This is a genomic window from Burkholderia sp. HI2500 (assembly GCF_002223055.1).
Taxonomy (GTDB): Bacteria; Pseudomonadota; Gammaproteobacteria; order Burkholderiales; family Burkholderiaceae; genus Burkholderia.
Genome location: NZ_NKFL01000005.1, coordinates 218,415 through 236,580, shown reverse-complemented (window position 1 = coordinate 236,580; position 18,166 = coordinate 218,415). Strand labels below are relative to the sequence as shown.

Sequence of the window (18,166 nt, the reverse complement as noted above, 5' to 3'; positions counted from 1 at the left end):
CGGGGGATAATGCGGCCTTTGCTTCGCGACGATCTTTACACGATGAATGCACCCGAGCCGCGGCCGCGCGGCACGCTGATGATCCAGGGCACGACGTCCGACGCGGGCAAGAGCACGCTGGTTGCCGGCCTGTGCCGGCTTGCCCGCCGCGCCGGCGCGCGCGTTGCGCCGTTCAAGCCGCAGAACATGGCGCTCAACAGCGCGGTGACGGCCGACGGCGGCGAGATCGGCCGCGCGCAGGCGCTGCAGGCGCTGGCCGCGGGCGTCGCGCCGCATACGGATTTCAACCCCGTGCTGCTGAAGCCGACGAGCGATCGCGGCGCGCAGGTGATCATCCACGGCAAGGCGCGCATGAACCTCAATGCGCGTGCGTACCACGACTACAAGCCGGTCGCGTTCGACGCGGTGCTCGAGTCGTACGCGCGCCTGCGCGCCGGCTACGACACGGTGATCGTCGAAGGCGCGGGTAGCCCGGCCGAGATCAACCTGCGCGATGGCGACATCGCGAACATGGGATTTGCCGAACGCGTCGACTGCCCGGTCGTGCTGGTCGCCGACATCGACCGCGGCGGCGTGTTCGCGCATCTGGTCGGCACGCTCGCGTGCCTGTCGGACAGCGAGCGCGCGCGCGTGCGCGGCTTCGTGATCAACCGCTTCCGCGGCGATTTCAAGCTGCTCGAACCGGGGCTCGACTGGCTGCGCGCGCAAACGGGCAAGCCGGTGTTCGGCGTGCTGCCGTACCTGCACGGCCTGCTGCTCGACGCCGAGGACATGCTGCCCGCCCAGGCGCGCAGCGCCGCCGCACGGGGCGATGCCGGCGTGCTGCGCGTCGTCGTGCCGGCGCTGCCGCGCATCAGCAACCACACCGATTTCGATCCGCTGCGTGCGCATCCGCAGGTCGAATTCACGTACTGGAAGAGCGGCCCCGTGCCGGACGCCGACCTGTTGATCCTGCCCGGTTCGAAGAGCGTGCAGCGCGATCTCGCGTGGCTGCGCGACGCGGGCTGGGACACGCTGATCCGTCGCCACCTGCGCTATGGCGGCAAGGTGATCGGCATCTGCGGCGGGATGCAGATGCTCGGGCGCACGCTCGACGATCCGCTCGGCCTCGAAGGCGCGCCCGGCAGCGTGCCGGGGCTCGGGCTGCTCGATTTCGACACGACGCTGCAGCCCGACAAGACGCTGAAGAACGTGGCGGGGCAGCTCGCGCTGCCGGGCGGGGCCGCGGTGCGCGGCTACGAGATCCACATGGGCGATACGCACGGGCCTGCGCTCGCGTCGCCCGCGCTGGCGCTGGCCGCCGACGCCGCGCGGGACGGCACACGCCCCGATGGCGCGGTGTCCGACGACGGCCAGATCCTCGCGACCTACGTGCACGGGCTGTTCGACTCGCCCGACGCCTGCACGGCGCTGCTCGCATGGGCCGGGCTCGACGGCGCGGAGCGCATCGACTATCCGGCGCTGCGCGAGGCATCGCTCGAACGGCTGGCCGACACGTTTGCCGACCATCTCGACCTCGACGCGCTGTACGCCGAGTTTCGTTGACGCGAGGCCGGCCCGTACTCGCTTTTTCCGCCGGATCGCGTACAACACAGAAGGGCGGAGGTCCGCCTGGAGGAGTGCGACGATGAAGGCTCGATGGTGGTGGAGCGTGCTGCTCGCGGCGCTGCTGGGCGCGTCGGCGGTGGCGCACGCGTGCGATTCGTCCGCACCGGGCGGCAGCCAGTCCGGTTCCGGCGACGCCACACAAGGCAAGAACGGTTACTGAGGCAGGTGGCGGGGCATGATCGGTCGTGCCCCTTTTTACGCCCCGATTAACTCCATATAGGAATCAGTTAAAGCGAAGTGGCGAGTTTATCGGTCGAATTGATTCGAATAGAGTGCGATCCATTCACACCACTCACGAAGGAATTCGCCATGAACCCCAATCGCCTCAACGATTTCGCCGCGACCCTGCTGCGCGTCGCGCTCGGCGTGTTGTATCTCGCGCACGTCGCGCAGAAGGTGTTCGTCTTCACGCTGCCCGGCACCGCGCAGTTCTTTGCGTCGATCGGCCTGCCGGGCTGGCTCGCGTACCTGACGACGTTCATCGAACTGGCCGGCGGCCTGGCGCTGCTCGCGGGCTTCCGCGTGCGCGTCGCCGCACTCGTGCTGCTGCCGTTCATGCTCGGCGCAACCGCTACGCATTTGCCGAACGGCTGGAGCTTCGCGTCACCGCACGGCGGCTGGGAATATCCGGCGTTCTGGGCCGTCACGCTTGCCGTGCAGGCGCTGCTGGGCGGCGGCGCGTTCGCGCTCGGCGCACGGGAGGTCGCGGTTCAGCGTGTGTAAGGGGTAAGTCAGCGCACCCGGGGCGGCGCAACCCGTTCCGGTGACCCCCCGTTTGCCGATATCATCGCTCCCTGTATCCGCAATCGAGCGGCGCCTGCCAGGCGGCGGGCGCCGCGCGGCTTTTTCGGGGGAATTCATGACGGTGATCGTGGTGGCGAATCCGAAGGGCGGCGTGGGGAAGAGCACGCTGTCCACCAATCTTGCCGGCTTTTTCGCGGCGCAGGGCGCGTGGGTCGCGCTCGCCGACCTGGACCGGCAGCAGTCCGCGCATGCGTGGCTCGACCTGCGGCCGGCCGGATTGCCGCCGATCGAGGCATGGGAACTCGACCCGGACGCGCCGACGAAGCCGCCGCGCGGCCTCGAATATGCGGTGATCGATACGCCGGCCGGCCTGCACGGCAACCGGCTCAACGTCGCGCTGCAACTGGCCGACAAGGTGATCGTGCCGCTGCAGCCGTCGATGTTCGATATCCTGGCCACGCAGCAGTTTCTGGAGCGCCTCGCCGACGAGAAGGCCGTGCGCAAGGGCAACGTCGAGGTCGGGATCGTCGGGATGCGGGTCGATGCGCGCACGCGCTCGTCCGACCAGCTTCACCGCTTCGTCGAAGGGCTCGGCCTGCCGGTGCTCGGCTACGTGCGCGACACGCAGAACTACGTGCAGATCGCCGCGCACGGCCTGACGCTGTGGGACGTCGCGAAGAGCCGCGTCGAGAAGGATCTCGAGCAATGGCGGCCGATCGTCGAATGGGCCGAACGCCGGGCGCCGAAGGCAGGGAAGACGGAGAAGGCCGCCAAGGCGTCCTGATCGCGTGGCCGCCGGGGCGGCGCACGATGAAATGAGAAAGGGCCGGATGCCGTCGAGTACGGCATCCGGCCCTTCGACCACAAGCGGCACCGCCGCGCCCGCGCGCCGCGGCACGCGGGCAGGCGGTCAGGTCAGGTCCAGTTCTGCGTCGGCACGTGATCGCGGTGGCCCTTGATCTTGTTGCCGTCGTCCATGAACACGAGCTTCGGCTTCCAGCCGGCCTGCAGCTCGGCTTCGTCGACCATCGCGAAGGCCGCGATGATCACGAGGTCGCCGAGTTGCGCGCGACGCGCGGCCGAGCCGTTCAGCGAGATCATCCCGCTGCCGCGCTCACCCTTGATCGCGTAAGTCGAGAAGCGCTCGCCGTTGTTGATGTTCCAGATGTCGATCCGTTCGTTCTCGATGATGCCCGAGGCGTCGAGCAGGTCTTCGTCGATCGCGCACGAGCCTTCGTAGTGCAGCTCGCAGTGCGTGACGGCCGCACGGTGGATCTTCGATTTGAGCATGTGGCGCTGCATGGTGTCTCCGTGATGCGTGAGAGGCGCGGGCGGGGCGGCCCGTCAGATTTCCAGGTTGTCGATGAGGCGCGTCGCGCCGAGCTTCGCGGCGGCGACGACGACGAGCGGTTCGCCGGCTTCGAGCTGGGCCGCGTCCGGCGCGATCAGGTTCGCGCGGCGGCGGATCGAGATGTAGTCGGGCGCCCAGCCGCGGCCGGCCAGATGCGTGCGGGCCAGTTCCTCAAGCTTGCCGAGGTCGCGCTCGCCGCCGAGCACGCTTTCGCGGATGCGCTGCAGCGTCTTCGCGAGCTCGGGCGCTTCGCTGCGCTCGTCGGCCGACAGGTAGCGATTGCGCGACGACAGCGCGAGGCCGTCCTCGTCGCGCACGGTTTCGGCGGCGATGATGTCGACCGGCAGCGCGAGCTGCTGGCACATGCGGCGCACGATCATCAGCTGCTGGTAGTCCTTCTTGCCGAACACGGCGACGCGCGGCTGCACGCAGGCCATCAGCTTCGCCACGACCGTGCACACGCCGGTGAAGAAGCCGGGCCGGAATTCCCCTTCCAGGATCCCGCCGAGATCGTCCGGCGGCAGCACGCGATATTCCTGCGGTTCCGGGTACATGTCGCGCTCGGTCGGCGCGAACAGCACGTAGACGTTTTCCTTCTGCAGCTTCTCGATATCGTCCTGGAGCGTGCGCGGATACTTGTCGAAATCCTCGTTCGGGCCGAATTGCAGCCGGTTGACGAAGATGCTCGCCACGACCGGGTCGCCGTGCTGGCGCGCGAGGCGCATCAGCGACAGGTGCCCTTCGTGCAGGTTGCCCATCGTCGGCACGAACGCCGTGCGGTTCTGTCCGCGCAGCTGGTCGCGTAGTTCATGGATCGAGCTGATGACTTTCATGATCGGGTAGCGGGTTCCTCGCGCTGGCGCGCGTTGGCGCCGCAGCAGCGGCGTCGGGGTCGAAGCGGAGAACGCCGGCGCGCGGGCGGCGCATCGGGCGTCGGCGGATTGTAGAGGATTTGGCCGCCAAACGCATCGAAAAAAGAACGGTCGTTCACTTTTTAATCGGGCGTGCCGGCAACCATGCGCGCGGCCGCACCGGACTGCGGCGTAGCGGCGAGCGTGCCGGGATGAATCGGGAGAACGGGAAGGGCGGGCGCGGGTGTTACGCGGGCAGGTACGCGAGACGCACGTAGATCGGCGCGAACGGCTCGGCCTGCGTGATTTCGAGGAGCGACTCGCGCGCGAGTTCGAGCATCGCGATGAAATTCACGACGACGACCGGCACGCCGCGCGACGTGTCGAACAGCTCGGCGAACTCCATGAAGCGCGCGTTCTGCAGCCGGCGCAGGATCAGGCTCATGTGCTCGCGCACCGACAGCTCCTCGCGCGAGATCTTGTGGTGCTGGACGAGCTTCGCGCGCTTGAGCACGTCGGCCCATGCGGCGCGCAGGTCGTCCGAATTCACGTCGGGGAAGCGCGGCGTGACGCTTTGCTCGATGTAGACCTCGGCGCGCAGGAAGTCGCGGCCGAGCTGCGGCAGCTGGTCGAGCCGCTGCGCGGCGAGCTTCATCTGCTCGTATTCGAGCAGGCGGCGCACGAGTTCGGCGCGCGGATCCTCGGCTTCCTCGCCGGTGTCGGCCTTCTTGACCGGCAGCAGCATCCGCGACTTGATCTCGATCAGCATCGCGGCCATCAGCAGGTACTCGGCCGCCAGCTCGAGGTTCGACGTGCGGATCTGGTCGACGTAGCCCAGGTATTGCGCGGTGACCTGCGCCATCGGGATGTCGAGCACGTTGAAGTTCTGCTTGCGGATCAGGTAGAGCAGCAGGTCGAGCGGGCCTTCGAAGGTCTCGAGGAAGACCTCGAGCGCATCGGGCGGGATGTAGAGATCCTGCGGCAGCTTGAAGAGCGGCTCGCCGTACAGGCGAGCGAATGCCGCGACGCCGTCGACCGTGTCGGGCGTCGAATCGGCGCCCGCGGGCGCGGCGATCGCGTCGTCCTGCCGGGCGGCGCTGGCCTCGTCGGCGGCGCTCACGTCGTCAGAAGTTCTGGTAGTAGACGTACGGCGTTTGCTTCACGCGCGATTCCTGCTGCTCGGCGCGCTCTTCGAGGTCGATCGGCTGCTTGTCCCACAGCAGGGAACGGCCCTTGCGCTGCTCGTCCTCGAGCGTCGGCTTCTGCTGCTTGAGCTGGTTCAGGAACTGCGTGACATCGGACTGGTACGGCATGGCTGGGTTTTCCGTTTCGGGCGGCGCACGATGCGCCGGATTCACGATGGCGGGATTTTACCGCATCGCGGGAACGGCCGGCGTCAATCGCGCGTCGAATCCGCTGGCCGGTACCGGCGGACATCGTGCGGCGGCCCTTCCGGTGCCTTGGCACTCTTTCACAATCGTTTGGCGGTGACGTCGGCGCCCTGTGGTCAAATACAGGGTTTTCCACGAAACCGTAACACTCCGAGACGGCGAGGTCATATTTGGCGGGGCAGTCGAACCAGCAAGCACACACGGCGCATGACGCGAGCCCGCGCGCGGCACGCGAGCGCGCCGCCGCCGCGGCCCGCGTCGCGCGGGCGGCCGTCGCGGGTTGCCTGGCCGCGTGCTTCGCGCTGCCGGCCCATGCGAAGTACGACGTCGACATCGACGCGCCGCGTTCGATCCGCAAGCTCCTGAAGACGCATCTCGACATCGCGCGCTTCGCGAAGCGTGACGACATCAGCGACGACCAGTTCGACTTCCTCGTGACCGCCACGCCGCAGCAGGTGCGCGACCTCACCGCGACGGCCGGCTATTTCTCGCCGGTCGTGCGCACCGACGTGCGCACGCGCGACGGCAAGCGCGACGTGCGCATCGCGGTCGATCCGGGCAAGCAGACGATCGTGTCGAGCGTCGACCTGACGTTCAAGGGGCCCATCGACACCGAGGATCCGAAGCAGGAAGCCGCGACCCGCTTCGCGTTCTCGCTGAAGCCGGGCGATCCGTTCACGCAGTCCGACTGGGACGGCGCGAAGGGCGCGGCGCTCAGGCAACTGCAGTCGCACCGCTATCTCGGCGGGAAGATCGCGTCGTCCGAAGCGCGCATCGACCCGCGCACGCAGCGCGCGATGCTCGCGGTCACGTTCGACAGCGGCCCGACGTTCACGATCGGCAAGGTCGACGTCGACGGCGTGCGGCGCTATCCGGAAAAGATCGTCACGAACGTCAATCCGCTGTCGGAAGGCGAGATCTACGACGTGCAGCGGATCACCGAACTGCAGCGGCAGTTGCAGAACACGCCGTATTACGCGAGCGTCGCGATCGACGTCGGCGACGATACGGCGAAGCCCGAGCGCACGCCCGTGCACGTGAAGGTCAGCGAGTTTCCGTACAACAACATCCGCGGCGGCGTCGGCTTTGCCACCGATACCGGGCCGCACGTGCAGGGTTCCTACACGTATCTCGACACGTTCGGCGCCGCGTGGCCGCTGACCGTGTCGGGCCGGCTCGACCAGATCCAGCAATACGGGCAGGTCCAGCTGTCGATGCCGCCGGGCGAGAAGGGCTGGACCAACAGCGTGCTCGCGTCGTACACGAACACCAACGTGTCGGACACGCGCATCTACAGCGCGCGGGTCGGCGTGCAGCGCACGCGCACCGGCCAGTTCATCGACTATGCGTATTCGCTGATGTACTACCAGGACCGGCTCGACCAGAACGGCGCCGGGCCGACCACGAGCCGCGCGCTCGTGCCGCAATGGGCGTGGACGCGCCGCAACGTCGACGATCCGCTGTTTCCGCGTTCGGGCAACCTGATCCACGCGGAGGCCGGCTTCGCGGTCAAGGGCGTGCTGACCGACCAGTCCTTCATCCGCGGCTACGCGCGCGGCCAGCAGTACCTGCCGATCGGCAAGCGCGACCTGTTCGTGTTCCGTGCGGAGCTCGGCGGCGTGTTCACGAGCGGCAGCTCGACCGGCGTGCCGGCGTCGCTGCTGTTCCGCGCGGGCGGCTCGAACTCGGTGCGCGGCTACGGCTACCAGAGCATCGGTAACAGCGTCGACGGCTCCGTGCTGCCGACCAAGTACCTGATGACGGGCACCGCCGAATACCAGCACTGGTTCAACCGCGACTGGGGCGCGGCGACGTTCTTCGACATCGGCACTGCCACCGATGCGTGGGGCGAGCGCGTGTTCTACCCGGGTGTCGGCATCGGCGCGCGCTGGCGCAGCCCCGTCGGCCCGATCAACGTCGACGTCGCGTACGGGTTGCGCAACCATAGCGTGCGCCCGTACCTGACGCTCGGCATCGCTTTCTGACCGTACCGCTTCACCGACGACGAACCGCATGACGAAGGACCCGAACGACACGCCGCCGCCTCACGATCCGGACTCGCCCGACGGCGCGCCCGACGCGCCGCCGCGCACGCCGCGCCGCGGGCCCGTCGCGCGGATCGGGCGGTTCGTCGCGTGGACGCTTGTCACGGTCGTGCTGCTCGTCGTGCTGGCGGTCGGCCTCGTGCTGGCCGCGGCGACGACCGAGCACGGCACGCGGCTCGCGTGGCAGGTGGCCGGTCGCGTGCTCGGCGCGCGGCTCGCGGGCACGCTCGACGGCGGCGCGCTTGCGACCGGTGTGCGGTTGCGCGGATTCGCGTGGACGAGCCCCGACGGCACCGGCACCGAAATCCGCATCGACCGGCTCGACGGCCGCTGGGCCCTGACCCGCGCGCCGTGGCGGCTGTCCATCGCGTACCTTCGCGCCGGCACGATCGACGTGCGGATCGCGCCGGGGCCGTCGACGCCGAGTACGACGCCGCAGGACCTGAGCCTGCCGCTGCAGTTGCGGATCGACGACCTGCGCGTCGATCACCTCGCGATCCACGACGGCGGCTCGACGACGCAGCTCGACCATATCGCACTGAACGGCCGCAGCGACGGCCGTCACCATGAACTCGTGCTCGCCGGCGTCGATACGCCGTACGGCGCGCTGACCGCACGCGCGAAGCTCGATGGCGTGAAGCCATTCGCGCTGACGGGTGACGCCACCTATGCAGGCAAGCTGTCCGACGAGCCGGTCGACGCGCGTGCGCGCGTGTCGGGGTCGCTCGAGGCGCTCGTCGCCGAAGTCGATGCAAGCGGGATGAAGCTGAACGGACGCGCGCACGTCGAGGCCGCGCCGTTCGGCGCGGTGCCGCTCACCCGCGCATCGCTCGCGTTCGATCACGTGAATCCGCAGGCGCTCGCGCCCGGCGCGCCGGCTGCCGATCTCGCGGTGCGCGCGGAACTCGCGCCGGTGACCGCGCCGGCCGGGGCCGAGCCCGCGAAGGGTTTTGCGGTGACGGGCCCGGTGTCGATCGTCAACGCGAAGCCCGGCACGCTCGGCGACCATTTGCTGCCGGTGATCGATGCGCACGCGAACGTGCATCTCGACGCGCACGCGCAGCGGATCGACGATCTCGCGCTGAAGCTGATCCGCGACGGCAGCGTGACCGGCAACGGCACGCTGACGGGTGGCAAGGGCCGCTTCGACCTGAAGGTCGCGAACCTCGACCTGAACGCGTTCGTCGCCGAGCTGCGACCGATGCGCCTCGCCGGCCCGCTCGGCGTGACGCTCGCGGGCGATGTCACGACCGTCGATTTCAACCTGAACGATCCGAAGCTCGCGCTCGGCGCCCGCGCGAAGGTTGCGCTGACGCCGCAGCAGACCGTGCTGACCGACGCGCGCGTGACGGCGGGCAAGGGCCGCATCGACCTGACGGGTGTGTTCCGCCACGATGCGCATTCGAGCTATGACGCGAAGGCGACGCTGACCGCATTCGATCCGCTGCTGCTCGCCGCGATGAGCGCGCCGAAGGCGGGGGGCGGCAAGGCGCCCGCCAAGGCCACGAAAGCGCCGGCCCCGCGCGGCGAGACGCGCGTGTCGGGCACGCTGACGGCGTCGGGCGCATTCGCGCCGCAGGTATCGACGAAGGCGACCTTCAAGCTCGGCGACAGCCTGTACGACGGCGTGCCGCTGACCGGCGCCGGCGTCGTGCAGCTGGCCGGCTCGCGCATCTTGCCGAGCAACGCGAACCTGTCGATCGCGGGCAACCATGTCGACCTGCGCGGCAGCTTCGGTGCGCCCGGCGACCGGCTGCGCTTCGTCGTCGACGCGCCGCAGCTCGACCGGCTCGGCTTCGGCGTGCAAGGGCTCGTGAAGGCGCAGGGCGACCTGACCGGCAGCTTCGCGCACCCGAACGTGACGGCCACCTACAAGGCCGAGCACGTCGTCGTCGGCTCGAACCGGATCGGTGTCGCGCAGGGCCGCGCGGACATCCGCGACGGCGCGCACGGCGCGCTCGTGTTCACGGCCGATGCGTCCGACATCGCGCTCGGCTCGCTGAAGCTGAAATCGCTGCGCGCGAACCTCGACGGCACGCGCGCGAAGCACACGCTCGACGCGTCGGCACTCGGGGCGGCCGGCGGCCGCGTGATCGACGTGACGCTCGCGGCGAATGGCGGCGTGGTCGAGAATCGCGACGGGATGCGCTGGGACGGCACCGTCACGCGTCTTGCGAACCGCGGCACGCCGACCATCGCGCTGCAGTCGCCGCTGACCGTGTCGGCCGGCGCCGGCCGCGTGACGCTCGGCGCGACGCGCCTCACGCTCGAAGGCGCGGCGATCGACCTGAAGTCGTTCGTGTTCGATCACGGCCAGATGCGCTCGGCGGGCTCGGTGACCGGTGCGTCGGTCGCGCGTTTCCTCGAGGTCCGCCAGGAACTGACGGGCCAGCGGCCGCCGGTGCGCACCGACGTCGTGCTCGATGCCGACTGGGATTTCTCGCTCGGCGCGAACGCGACAGGCTACGTGCAGGTGAAGCGCCGCGGCGGCGACGTGACGATCGAAAGCGGGCGCGGCATCGCCTCGCTGGGGCTGACCGACCTGTCCGCGCGCGCGAGCTTCACGCCCGGCAACCGGCTCAACGTGACGGCGCTCGCGAAGGCGGCCCGGATCGGCACGCTCGACGCGAACGTCACCGTGCCGTTCGCGCTGCGCGACGGGATGTTCGGCGTGGTCGACGACGGCCCGCTGTCGGGTCGCATCGACGCCGACATCCCGGCGCTGAAGACGACCGGCAACCTGTTCGGGCCGAGCTACCTGCTCGGCGGGCGCGCGGCGCTGAAGCTGACGGTCGCCGGCACGCCGGTGAAGCCGAACCTGTCGGGGATGCTGACGGGTGACGACCTGTCCGCGACGCTGATCGACCAGGGCGTGCAGCTGAAGGACGGCATCGTGCGCGTGAAGCTGTCGGAAAACCTCGTCGAATTCCAGCAGGTCGAGTTCCACGGCGGCGACGGTACGCTGCGCGCACTCGGCCGCGTGCGCCTCGACGGCGAGGCGCCCGACCTGACCGCGAGCATCGTCGCGGACAAGCTCGAACTGTTCGCGGCGCCGGACCGCAAGCTGTCGCTGTCGGGCAAGGCGACGGTTGCGAACGACGGGCCGCGTGGCGCACTGTCGATCGACGGCAAGTTCGTCGTCGACCGCGCGCTGTTCGACTTGCCCGAGGAATCGGCGCCGCACCTGTCGGACGATGTGGTGATCGAGCAGCCGGGCGGCACGGTGCGCGGCGAGACGCCGACCGGTTCCGCGGTCGCGAAGCCGAAGCCGGTCGAGGACAAGCCGGCGCCGTCGCTCGCGCCGCGCGCGAACATCGACATCGGCCTCGGCAACAACTTCCGCTTCAAGGGCCACGGCGCGGATCTCGGGCTGCGCGGCACGATCACCGTGATGAGCGCGCCGGGCGTGCCGCTGCGCGCGGTCGGCAACGTGCGCGTGACCGAAGGGTCGACGTACACGTCGTTCGGCCGCAAGCTCGCGGTCGAGAACGGCTTCTTCACGTTCAACGGCCCCGTGTCGAACCCGGGCGTCAACATCCTCGCGATGCGGCGCAACCAGGAGGTCGAGGCCGGCGTGCAGGTGACGGGCACGATCCAGTCGCTGACGGTCAAGCTCGTGTCGGAGCCGAACGTCACCGAAAACGAAAAACTGTCGTGGCTGTTGTTCGGGCACGGCACCGACCAGGGCAACAACGTCGGCCAGCAGGGTGCGATGACGGCGGCGCTCGGGCTGCTCGGCAGCGTGACCGGCAAGCGCGTCGCGCAGACCTTCGGTCTCGACGAGGTTTCGGTCGGCCGCAGTGAAGTCGGCCTGACCGATCCGCAGGTCGTGCTCGTGTCGAAGGCGATCAACGAGCGCTTCGTGCTCGGCTTCGAGCAGGGGCTGCAATCGGCGGCCAACGCGTTCAAGGCGACGATCAACCTGACGCGCTTCTGGTCGGTATCCGCGTACGGCGGCACGTTCCAGGGCGTCGACCTGAACTACACGCGGCGTTTTGATCGCTGGTTCAGCAGTGACCGCGGGGGCGGGCGGCGCGCCGAGCAGCCATGAAAAATCTATGGTCAGCCCGATTTTTGCAAGCGAGGCAGTGTTGACCTAAAGTGGACTTGCTCGAATCTATCCGGGGTCGCGGATGGGAAAGATCCCGCCCCATGATGGGAGCCGCGCCGGGCAAACCTCAAAAAGCCCACAGCATTGAGGTGCTGTTTTTTGTGTCAGGTTACTTGCCCGGCCGTTGAGTCGTTTATGCCTTCACGTATCTCGCGTCGCAAAACCAGAGGTGACTACTGAAACTGAAGCCGTAAGCGATAGGAAGCGTCAGACTGAGGGAACAGCCTCGATGCTCCGGTAGTGTGTCCCTTTGGCGAGGATGGCCCAGGCGATCCTCGCCAGTTTGTTGGCCAGGGCACAGGCCACCACGTTCGAGTGTCGTCGCGCCAACAGGCTGCGAATCCAGACGCCCAATGCATCCGTGCGGTGCTCGATGCGCTGCATGACGGCCCGCGCACATTGCACCAGCAGCCGTCGCAGTTCCTTGTCGCCACGCTTGCTGATGCCCAGTAGCGTTGGTTTGCCGCCGGTGCTGTACTGCCGCGGCACCAGACCGACCGAAGCTGCAAACTGCCTTGCTGAGCCATATTGCTGAGCATCGCCCAACTCTGACATCAACACGCTGGCGGTCATCGGGCCAATGCCAGGAATCTCGAGCAGTCGTTCGCTGCGTTCATCCTCGTGTAGCTGGGTAAGCAACTCACGTTCGAGCTGGTGGATCTGCTCGTCCAGATACTTGAAGTGCGCCTGCAAACGTTCGAGCACGACCACCAGCCTCGGCGGCAACGATTCTGCCTCGAGCACGGCAGGCAGTCGCCGGATCACTGCCATGCCGCGCGGCAAGCTGATACCGAACTCCAACAGAAACGCATGAATCTGATTGATCGTGCCGGTGCGGTCACGCACCAGCCGCTCGCGCACACGGTGCAAGGCTGAAACGATCTGCTGGGCTTCGTTGTGCGGGCTCACGAAACGCATGCTCGAACGAGCGGCTGCTTCGCAGATCGCCTGGGCGTCCGCGAAATCGTTCTTGTTGCCTTGCCGGAACGGTTTGACGAATTGCGGAGAAATCAGCTTGGCCTCATGGCCCAGCGCTTGAAGTCGACGTGCGATCCAGTGAGCACCGGCGCAGGCCTCCATGACCACAATGCAACGCGGAAAATTGCCCAGCAGCGTGAACATCTGGCTACGCGTGAGCTTTTTACGGAACACCATCCTGCCTGACGCATCCTGTCCATGCAGGTGGAAGCAGTGCTTGCCGAGATCGATTCCGATCAGCGATACCGTGTCCATGATGGCCCTCCAGAAGGACAAAATCCTCACTCAGCGTAGTCCACTGAGTGAGGATCGGGCTGACCATCCTATTAAGCCCCGCACATTGAACTGACCCCGTAAAGTTGGACGGGTTATGACGGCTAGGGCTGAGAGGGCTGAGTTCTGTATTGCACGGGACTCAGCCCTTTTAGTTTCAGTTTGATGCGGTCGTGATTGTAGTAGTGGATGTAGCTTGCCAAGCCGGTTTGCAGTTCGTCCAGGTTGCGGAACCGATTCAGATGGAAGAACTCGGATTTCAGCGTGCCGAAGAAGCTCTCCATGGCGGCGTTGTCCAGGCAATTCCCTTTACGCGACATGCTTTGCGTGAGCGCTCGTTGCTGCAGTAGGCGGCGATACGCAGGCATCTGGTACTGCCAGCCCTGATCCGAATGCAAGAGAGGCCGCTCGTGTGACTTCAAGCGCGCCAATGCCTTGCGAAGCATTGCGCTGACCATCTCGAACGCCGGGCGCCTCGCGGTTTCATAAGCAATGATCTCGCCGTTGTACAGATCGAGCACTGGTGACAGGTACAGCTTCTGGCCGCCCACGTTGAATTCCGTGACATCCGTTACCCACTTCTCGTTCGGACGCTTTGCGTAGAACCGACGCTGTAAAACATGAGGTGCAACACGTCCGACGCTACCTTTGTAGGAGCGGTATTTCTTCGGGCGCACACAAGACTTCAGCCGCAACTCACCCATCAGACGCGCCACAGTCTTGTGGTTAATCACCTGTCCCAGATTACGTAGAGCGAGCGTGATGCGTCGATAGCCGTAGCGGCCCTTGTGCCGTTCGAACAGCGAGCAGATTCTTGCCCTTGTATCGGCATACTTGTCGGCTGCTCCGAGCAATTTCTGATGATAGTAGAACGTGCTGCGCGCCAAGCCGGCAACCTTCAACAAGCCCGCAAGCGGATATTGCTGCCTTAGCTCGAGCACGATTTGCGCTTTTTGCGTTGCGCTGATCGCTGCTGCGCTTGAGCCAAGGCTTCGAGCTTTTTTAAGTACGCGTTCTCCATGCGCAGGAAGTTCAACTCGTCGAGTAGTTCCTGTCGGGAGCGCGTATCGTCCTCGGGTAGCGGCGGTGGCGTGAGCGGTGGCTTGGGCATCTTCCTGGGGCGCCCCCGCTGGCGCGGCGACAGTGCGTCTATACCGCCTTCATCATACTGGCGTTTCCACTGGCCGATGGCCGTACGGTTCCTAATGTTGAAGCGTGCAGCCGTCTCACGCGCTGACAACCCTTCGCTACGCATTTGCTGCAGTACAAGCAACTTGAACTCTGCGCTGTAGCGCTCGCACTTCTTCTTCAAGCCTGCCGGACCATGTATGCGATGGGCCGCCACCCACTTGCGGATCGTCGCCTCATCGACGCCGTGGCGCTTGGACATCTCACGGAACCCAGCGTGGCCGGACTCGTACTCCTCTGCAATGCATACCTTGAACTGCTCCGTGTACTTGCTCATGAAAAACACCCCAAAGGTTGGATCGATGTCCAACTTTTGGGGTGCAGTTCACATCGTGCGGGGCTTCTTTTTCGCGCAAGCGGCAGCGCGTTCGGCTTACTTCACGCGCATGCCGGGCTTCGCGCCGCTGTGCGGCTCGAGGATGTAGAGGCCCGGCTCGGCCTTCTCGTCGGTGGCCGACGCGGCGAGCACCATCCCTTCGGACAGGCCGAACTTCATCTTGCGCGGCGCGAGGTTCGCGACCATCACGGTCAGCTTGCCGACGAGCTGCTCGGGCTGGTACGCGGACTTGATGCCCGAGAACACGTTGCGGGTCTTTTCCTCGCCGACGTCGAGCGTGAGCTGCAGCAGCTTGTCCGAGCCTTCGACGGCCTGGCACGCGACGATCTTCGCGATGCGCAGGTCGATCTTCGCGAAATCGTCGATCGAGATCGGTGCGTCGTCCGCGCCGTTCACGACAGCCTGCTTCGCGTTCGCCTTCGCGTTGTTCTTCGCATCCTTCGCGGCGTTCGCGCTCGCGGCAGCCGCGCCGGTGGCTTCGGCCTGCAGCGAATCGCGGTTCGCGGCGAGCAGCGCTTCGATCTGCTTCGGGTCGACGCGCGTCATCAGGTGCTGGTACGCCTTGATCGGCTGCTCCGACGACAGCGGCTTCGCGGCATCGGCCCAGGCGAGCGGCGCGATCCCGAAGAACGACTCGACGGCTTCGGCCACGCGCGGCATCACCGGCTTCAGCGCGAGCGACAGCAGGCGGAACGACTCGAGGCTCACGCTGCAGGTTTCGTGCAGCGCGACCGCGTTGGCCGGATCCTTTGCGAGATCCCACGGCTTCGCGCCGTCGACGTACGCGTTCACCTCGTCCGCGAGCTCCATCGTGTGGCGCAGCGCGCGGCCGTACTCGCGTGCCTCGTAGTGCGCGGCGATCTGCGGGATCGCCTCGCGCAGCTTCGCGACGAGCGGATGGTTCATCGCGCTGTCCTGCACGCGGCCGTCGAAGCGCTTGATCAGGAAGCCTGCCGCGCGGCTCGCGATGTTCACGTACTTGCCGACGAGGTCGCTGTTCACGCGCGCCTGGAAGTCGTCGAGGTTCAGGTCGATGTCTTCCATCGTCGCGTTCAGCTTCGCGGCGAAGTAGTAGCGCAGCCATTCGGGGTTCAGGCCCGTGTCGATGTAGCTCTGCGCGGTGATGAACGTGCCGCGCGACTTCGACATCTTCGCGCCGTCGACCGTCAGGAACCCGTGCGCGAACACGTTGGTCGGCGTGCGATGGCCCGAGAACTCGAGCATCGCGGGCCAGAACAGCGTGTGGAAGTACAGGATGTCCTTGCCGATGAAGTGGTACTGCTCGGTGGTCGAGCCCGGGCGGACCCACGCATCGAAGTCGATGCCGTTGCGCTCGCACAGGTTCTTGAAGCTCGCGTAGTAGCCGACCGGCGCGTCGAGCCACACGTAGAAATACTTGCCGGGCGCGCCCGGGATCTCGAAGCCGAAATACGGCGCGTCACGCGAGATGTCCCAGTCGGCGAGCTTGGCCTCGCCGGCGTCGCCGAGCCATTCGCGCATCTTGTTGGTCGCTTCGGGCTGCGCGAGGCCGCTCACCCATTCGCGCAGGAACGTTTCGCAGCGCGGATCGGACAGGCGGAAGAAGTAGTGCTTCGAGGTCTTGCGCACCGGCGTCGCGCCCGACACGACCGAATACGGGTTCAGCAGTTCGGTCGGCAGGTAGGTCGAGCCGCACACTTCGCAGTTGTCGCCGTACTGGTCCTTCGCGTGACACTTCGGGCACTCGCCCTTGATGAAGCGATCCGGCAGGAACATTTCCTTGACGGGATCGTACGCCTGCTCGATCTCGCGCTCGGCGATGAAGCCGGCGTCCTGCAGCGCGACGTAGATCTTCTCGCTCAGCACGCGGTTCTCGTCCGAATCGGTCGAGTAGAAGTTGTCGAACGACACGCCGAAGCTGTCGAAGTCGCGCTTGTGTTCGGTCCACACGCGATCGATCAGCTGCTTCGGGGTCAGGCCTTCCTTCTCCGCGCGCAGCATGATCGGCGTGCCGTGCGTGTCGTCGGCGCCGATGTAGTAGACCTCATGGCCATGCATTCGCAGCGTCCGCACCCAGATGTCGGTCTGGATGTACTCGACCAGGTGGCCGATGTGGATCTGCCCGTTGGCATAGGGCAGTGCGGACGTAACGAGGATCTGGCGGCCGCCTTGCGGCGCCGCAGCCTGCACGGAAGTGAGGTCGGATGCGGACATAGGGTCTGTAGAGGAACGGCGGAAAAACGACGGGAAACTGCGATTCTAGCAGGGGCGCGCGTCAGCGACGCGGGCAGGCGCCCTCGACCGGGCGCCGAAAGAGGCGGGGCCACGCAAGCGGCGTGCCCGAGGGCGGTGTGCTGCGGCGCAGCACGATTTCTGCGGGCAAAAAAAACCGGGGCGGATACGGCCCCGGAGCAACAACGACAAGAGGAGAATGGTGACGCGCCGGCAACACCAGCCGCGTACCGTAAATACTGACCACGGCCTGCGACAGAAGTTCGAAAATTTTTTCGATTTGTTACCGGGTCCGCCGGAAGCCTTGTCCGGCGGGGCTGCGCGGGCCGCGAGCCCGCGCGTTCCCCTCGTCGTGCGCTTACTGCGCCTGCGCTGCGCGCAGGTAGATTTCGACGCGGCGGTTCTGTGCGCGGCCGGCTTCGGTCGCGTTGTCCGCGATCGGGTTCGATGCGCCCATGCCTTGCGCCGACAGGCGGCCGCCGTTCACGCCGCGCTGCGCCAGTGCGTTCACGACGCTTTGCGCGCGGTTCTGCGACAGCGTCTGGTTCAGCTGCGCCGAGCCCGTGCTGTCCGTGTAGCCGACGATCGAAGCCGTCACTTGCGGGTTCTGGTTCAGCGTCGTCGCCAGGTCGTTCAGCAGCGGCGTGAAGGCCGGCGTGATCGCGTACTGATTCGTCGCGAACGTCACCGAGCTCGGCACGTTCAGCTTCAGCGAGCCGTCCGGCTGCTCGGTCACTTGCGTGCCCGTTTGTGCTGCCGACGGTGCGAGCTTGTTCTTGATCGCCTGCCAGTTGTAACCCGTCACGCCGCCGACCAGTGCGCCGACGCCAGCGCCGATCGCCGCGCCCTTGCCGCCGCCTGCCAGCGCGCCGATGCCTGCGCCCAGTGCTGCGCCCGTGCCGGTACCGACGGCCGCGTTGTTGCCTTGCTGCGTGGCGCAGCCTGCCAGCAGTGCGCCGGCCAATGCGAAGACGGACAAGCGGGTCGCGATTTTCATGTTCATCTTGGATTCCTCTCTTGGTTGAACGAGTCGACAACGACGACAACAACAGTTATGGCTCCCTGCGCGGGCCGCCCG

Annotated in this window: 14 protein-coding genes; 6 read left to right on the top strand and 8 right to left on the bottom strand. The window is 66.8% G+C overall.

Features of this window, described 5'->3' with window-relative positions; translation table 11 throughout:
- Window positions 1-42 precede the first annotated feature (42 nt).
- From CFB45_RS13895 to CFB45_RS13885, 4 genes are all read left to right on the top strand, one after another.
- Window positions 43-1,545: a cobyric acid synthase gene (locus tag CFB45_RS13895; protein ID WP_089426103.1), complete on the top strand. Its 1,503-nt coding sequence runs from the start codon at window positions 43-45 to the stop codon at window positions 1,543-1,545.
- Window positions 1,546-1,627: 82 nt separating this feature from the next.
- Window positions 1,628-1,768: a hypothetical protein gene (locus CFB45_RS39005; RefSeq protein WP_179255067.1), complete on the top strand. Its 141-nt coding sequence runs from the start codon at window positions 1,628-1,630 to the stop codon at window positions 1,766-1,768.
- 149 nt (window positions 1,769-1,917) lie between these two features.
- A complete protein-coding gene (locus tag CFB45_RS13890) occupies window positions 1,918-2,331 on the top strand; it encodes a DoxX family protein (protein ID WP_089426102.1) in 414 nt (137 codons plus the stop codon).
- A gap of 136 nt (window positions 2,332-2,467) precedes the next feature.
- Window positions 2,468-3,136, top strand: coding sequence for a ParA family protein (locus CFB45_RS13885; RefSeq protein WP_089426101.1), 669 nt, complete (start codon window positions 2,468-2,470; stop codon window positions 3,134-3,136).
- Between the two features lie 131 nt (window positions 3,137-3,267).
- Here the strand turns inward: CFB45_RS13885 and panD are convergent, their stop codons facing one another.
- From panD to CFB45_RS13865, 4 genes are all read right to left on the bottom strand, one after another.
- On the bottom strand, window positions 3,268-3,654 hold the full coding sequence (panD, locus tag CFB45_RS13880) for an aspartate 1-decarboxylase (protein ID WP_089426100.1): 387 nt from the start codon (window positions 3,652-3,654) through the stop codon (window positions 3,268-3,270).
- A gap of 42 nt (window positions 3,655-3,696) precedes the next feature.
- On the bottom strand, window positions 3,697-4,536 hold the full coding sequence (panC, locus tag CFB45_RS13875) for a pantoate--beta-alanine ligase (RefSeq protein ID WP_069248605.1): 840 nt from the start codon (window positions 4,534-4,536) through the stop codon (window positions 3,697-3,699).
- A 265-nt stretch (window positions 4,537-4,801) separates the two neighbouring features.
- Entirely contained in the window at window positions 4,802-5,674 is an 873-nt protein-coding gene (locus CFB45_RS13870) for a segregation and condensation protein A (RefSeq protein ID WP_021164248.1), read from the bottom strand.
- Window positions 5,675-5,678: 4 nt separating this feature from the next.
- The gene (locus CFB45_RS13865; protein ID WP_089426099.1) at window positions 5,679-5,867 is read right to left on the bottom strand and encodes a DUF3460 family protein; all 189 of its coding nucleotides are present in this window, start codon (window positions 5,865-5,867) and stop codon (window positions 5,679-5,681) included.
- Between the two features lie 248 nt (window positions 5,868-6,115).
- On the opposite strand from CFB45_RS13865, the gene CFB45_RS13860 reads away from it, so the two are divergent.
- Together CFB45_RS13860 and CFB45_RS13855 are read left to right on the top strand one after the other, a co-directional pair.
- Window positions 6,116-7,930 (top strand): autotransporter assembly complex protein TamA, encoded by a 1,815-nt coding sequence (locus tag CFB45_RS13860; protein ID WP_089426098.1) that lies wholly within the window; start codon window positions 6,116-6,118, stop codon window positions 7,928-7,930.
- A gap of 28 nt (window positions 7,931-7,958) precedes the next feature.
- A complete protein-coding gene (locus CFB45_RS13855; protein ID WP_089426097.1) occupies window positions 7,959-12,041 on the top strand; it encodes a translocation/assembly module TamB domain-containing protein in 4,083 nt (1,360 codons plus the stop codon).
- 267 nt (window positions 12,042-12,308) lie between these two features.
- On the opposite strand, the gene CFB45_RS13850 is transcribed toward CFB45_RS13855, so the two are convergent.
- From CFB45_RS13850 to CFB45_RS13830, 4 genes are all read right to left on the bottom strand, one after another.
- Window positions 12,309-13,334, bottom strand: coding sequence for an IS110 family transposase (locus CFB45_RS13850; RefSeq protein WP_089425898.1), 1,026 nt, complete (start codon window positions 13,332-13,334; stop codon window positions 12,309-12,311).
- 122 nt (window positions 13,335-13,456) lie between these two features.
- Window positions 13,457-14,817, bottom strand: a protein-coding gene (locus CFB45_RS13845) for an IS3-like element ISBam1 family transposase (protein ID WP_089425896.1) whose coding sequence is annotated in 2 segments (ribosomal slippage) — window positions 13,457-14,358 and window positions 14,358-14,817 — 1,362 coding nt in all. Because the reading frame shifts where the segments join, the coding sequence is not laid out codon by codon here.
- Between the two features lie 96 nt (window positions 14,818-14,913).
- On the bottom strand, window positions 14,914-17,070 hold the full coding sequence (gene metG, locus CFB45_RS13840) for a methionine--tRNA ligase (protein WP_089426096.1): 2,157 nt from the start codon (window positions 17,068-17,070) through the stop codon (window positions 14,914-14,916).
- Between the two features lie 376 nt (window positions 17,071-17,446).
- Window positions 17,447-18,091: an OmpA family protein gene (locus CFB45_RS13830; protein WP_043189806.1), complete on the bottom strand. Its 645-nt coding sequence runs from the start codon at window positions 18,089-18,091 to the stop codon at window positions 17,447-17,449.
- Window positions 18,092-18,166: the final 75 nt, after the last annotated feature.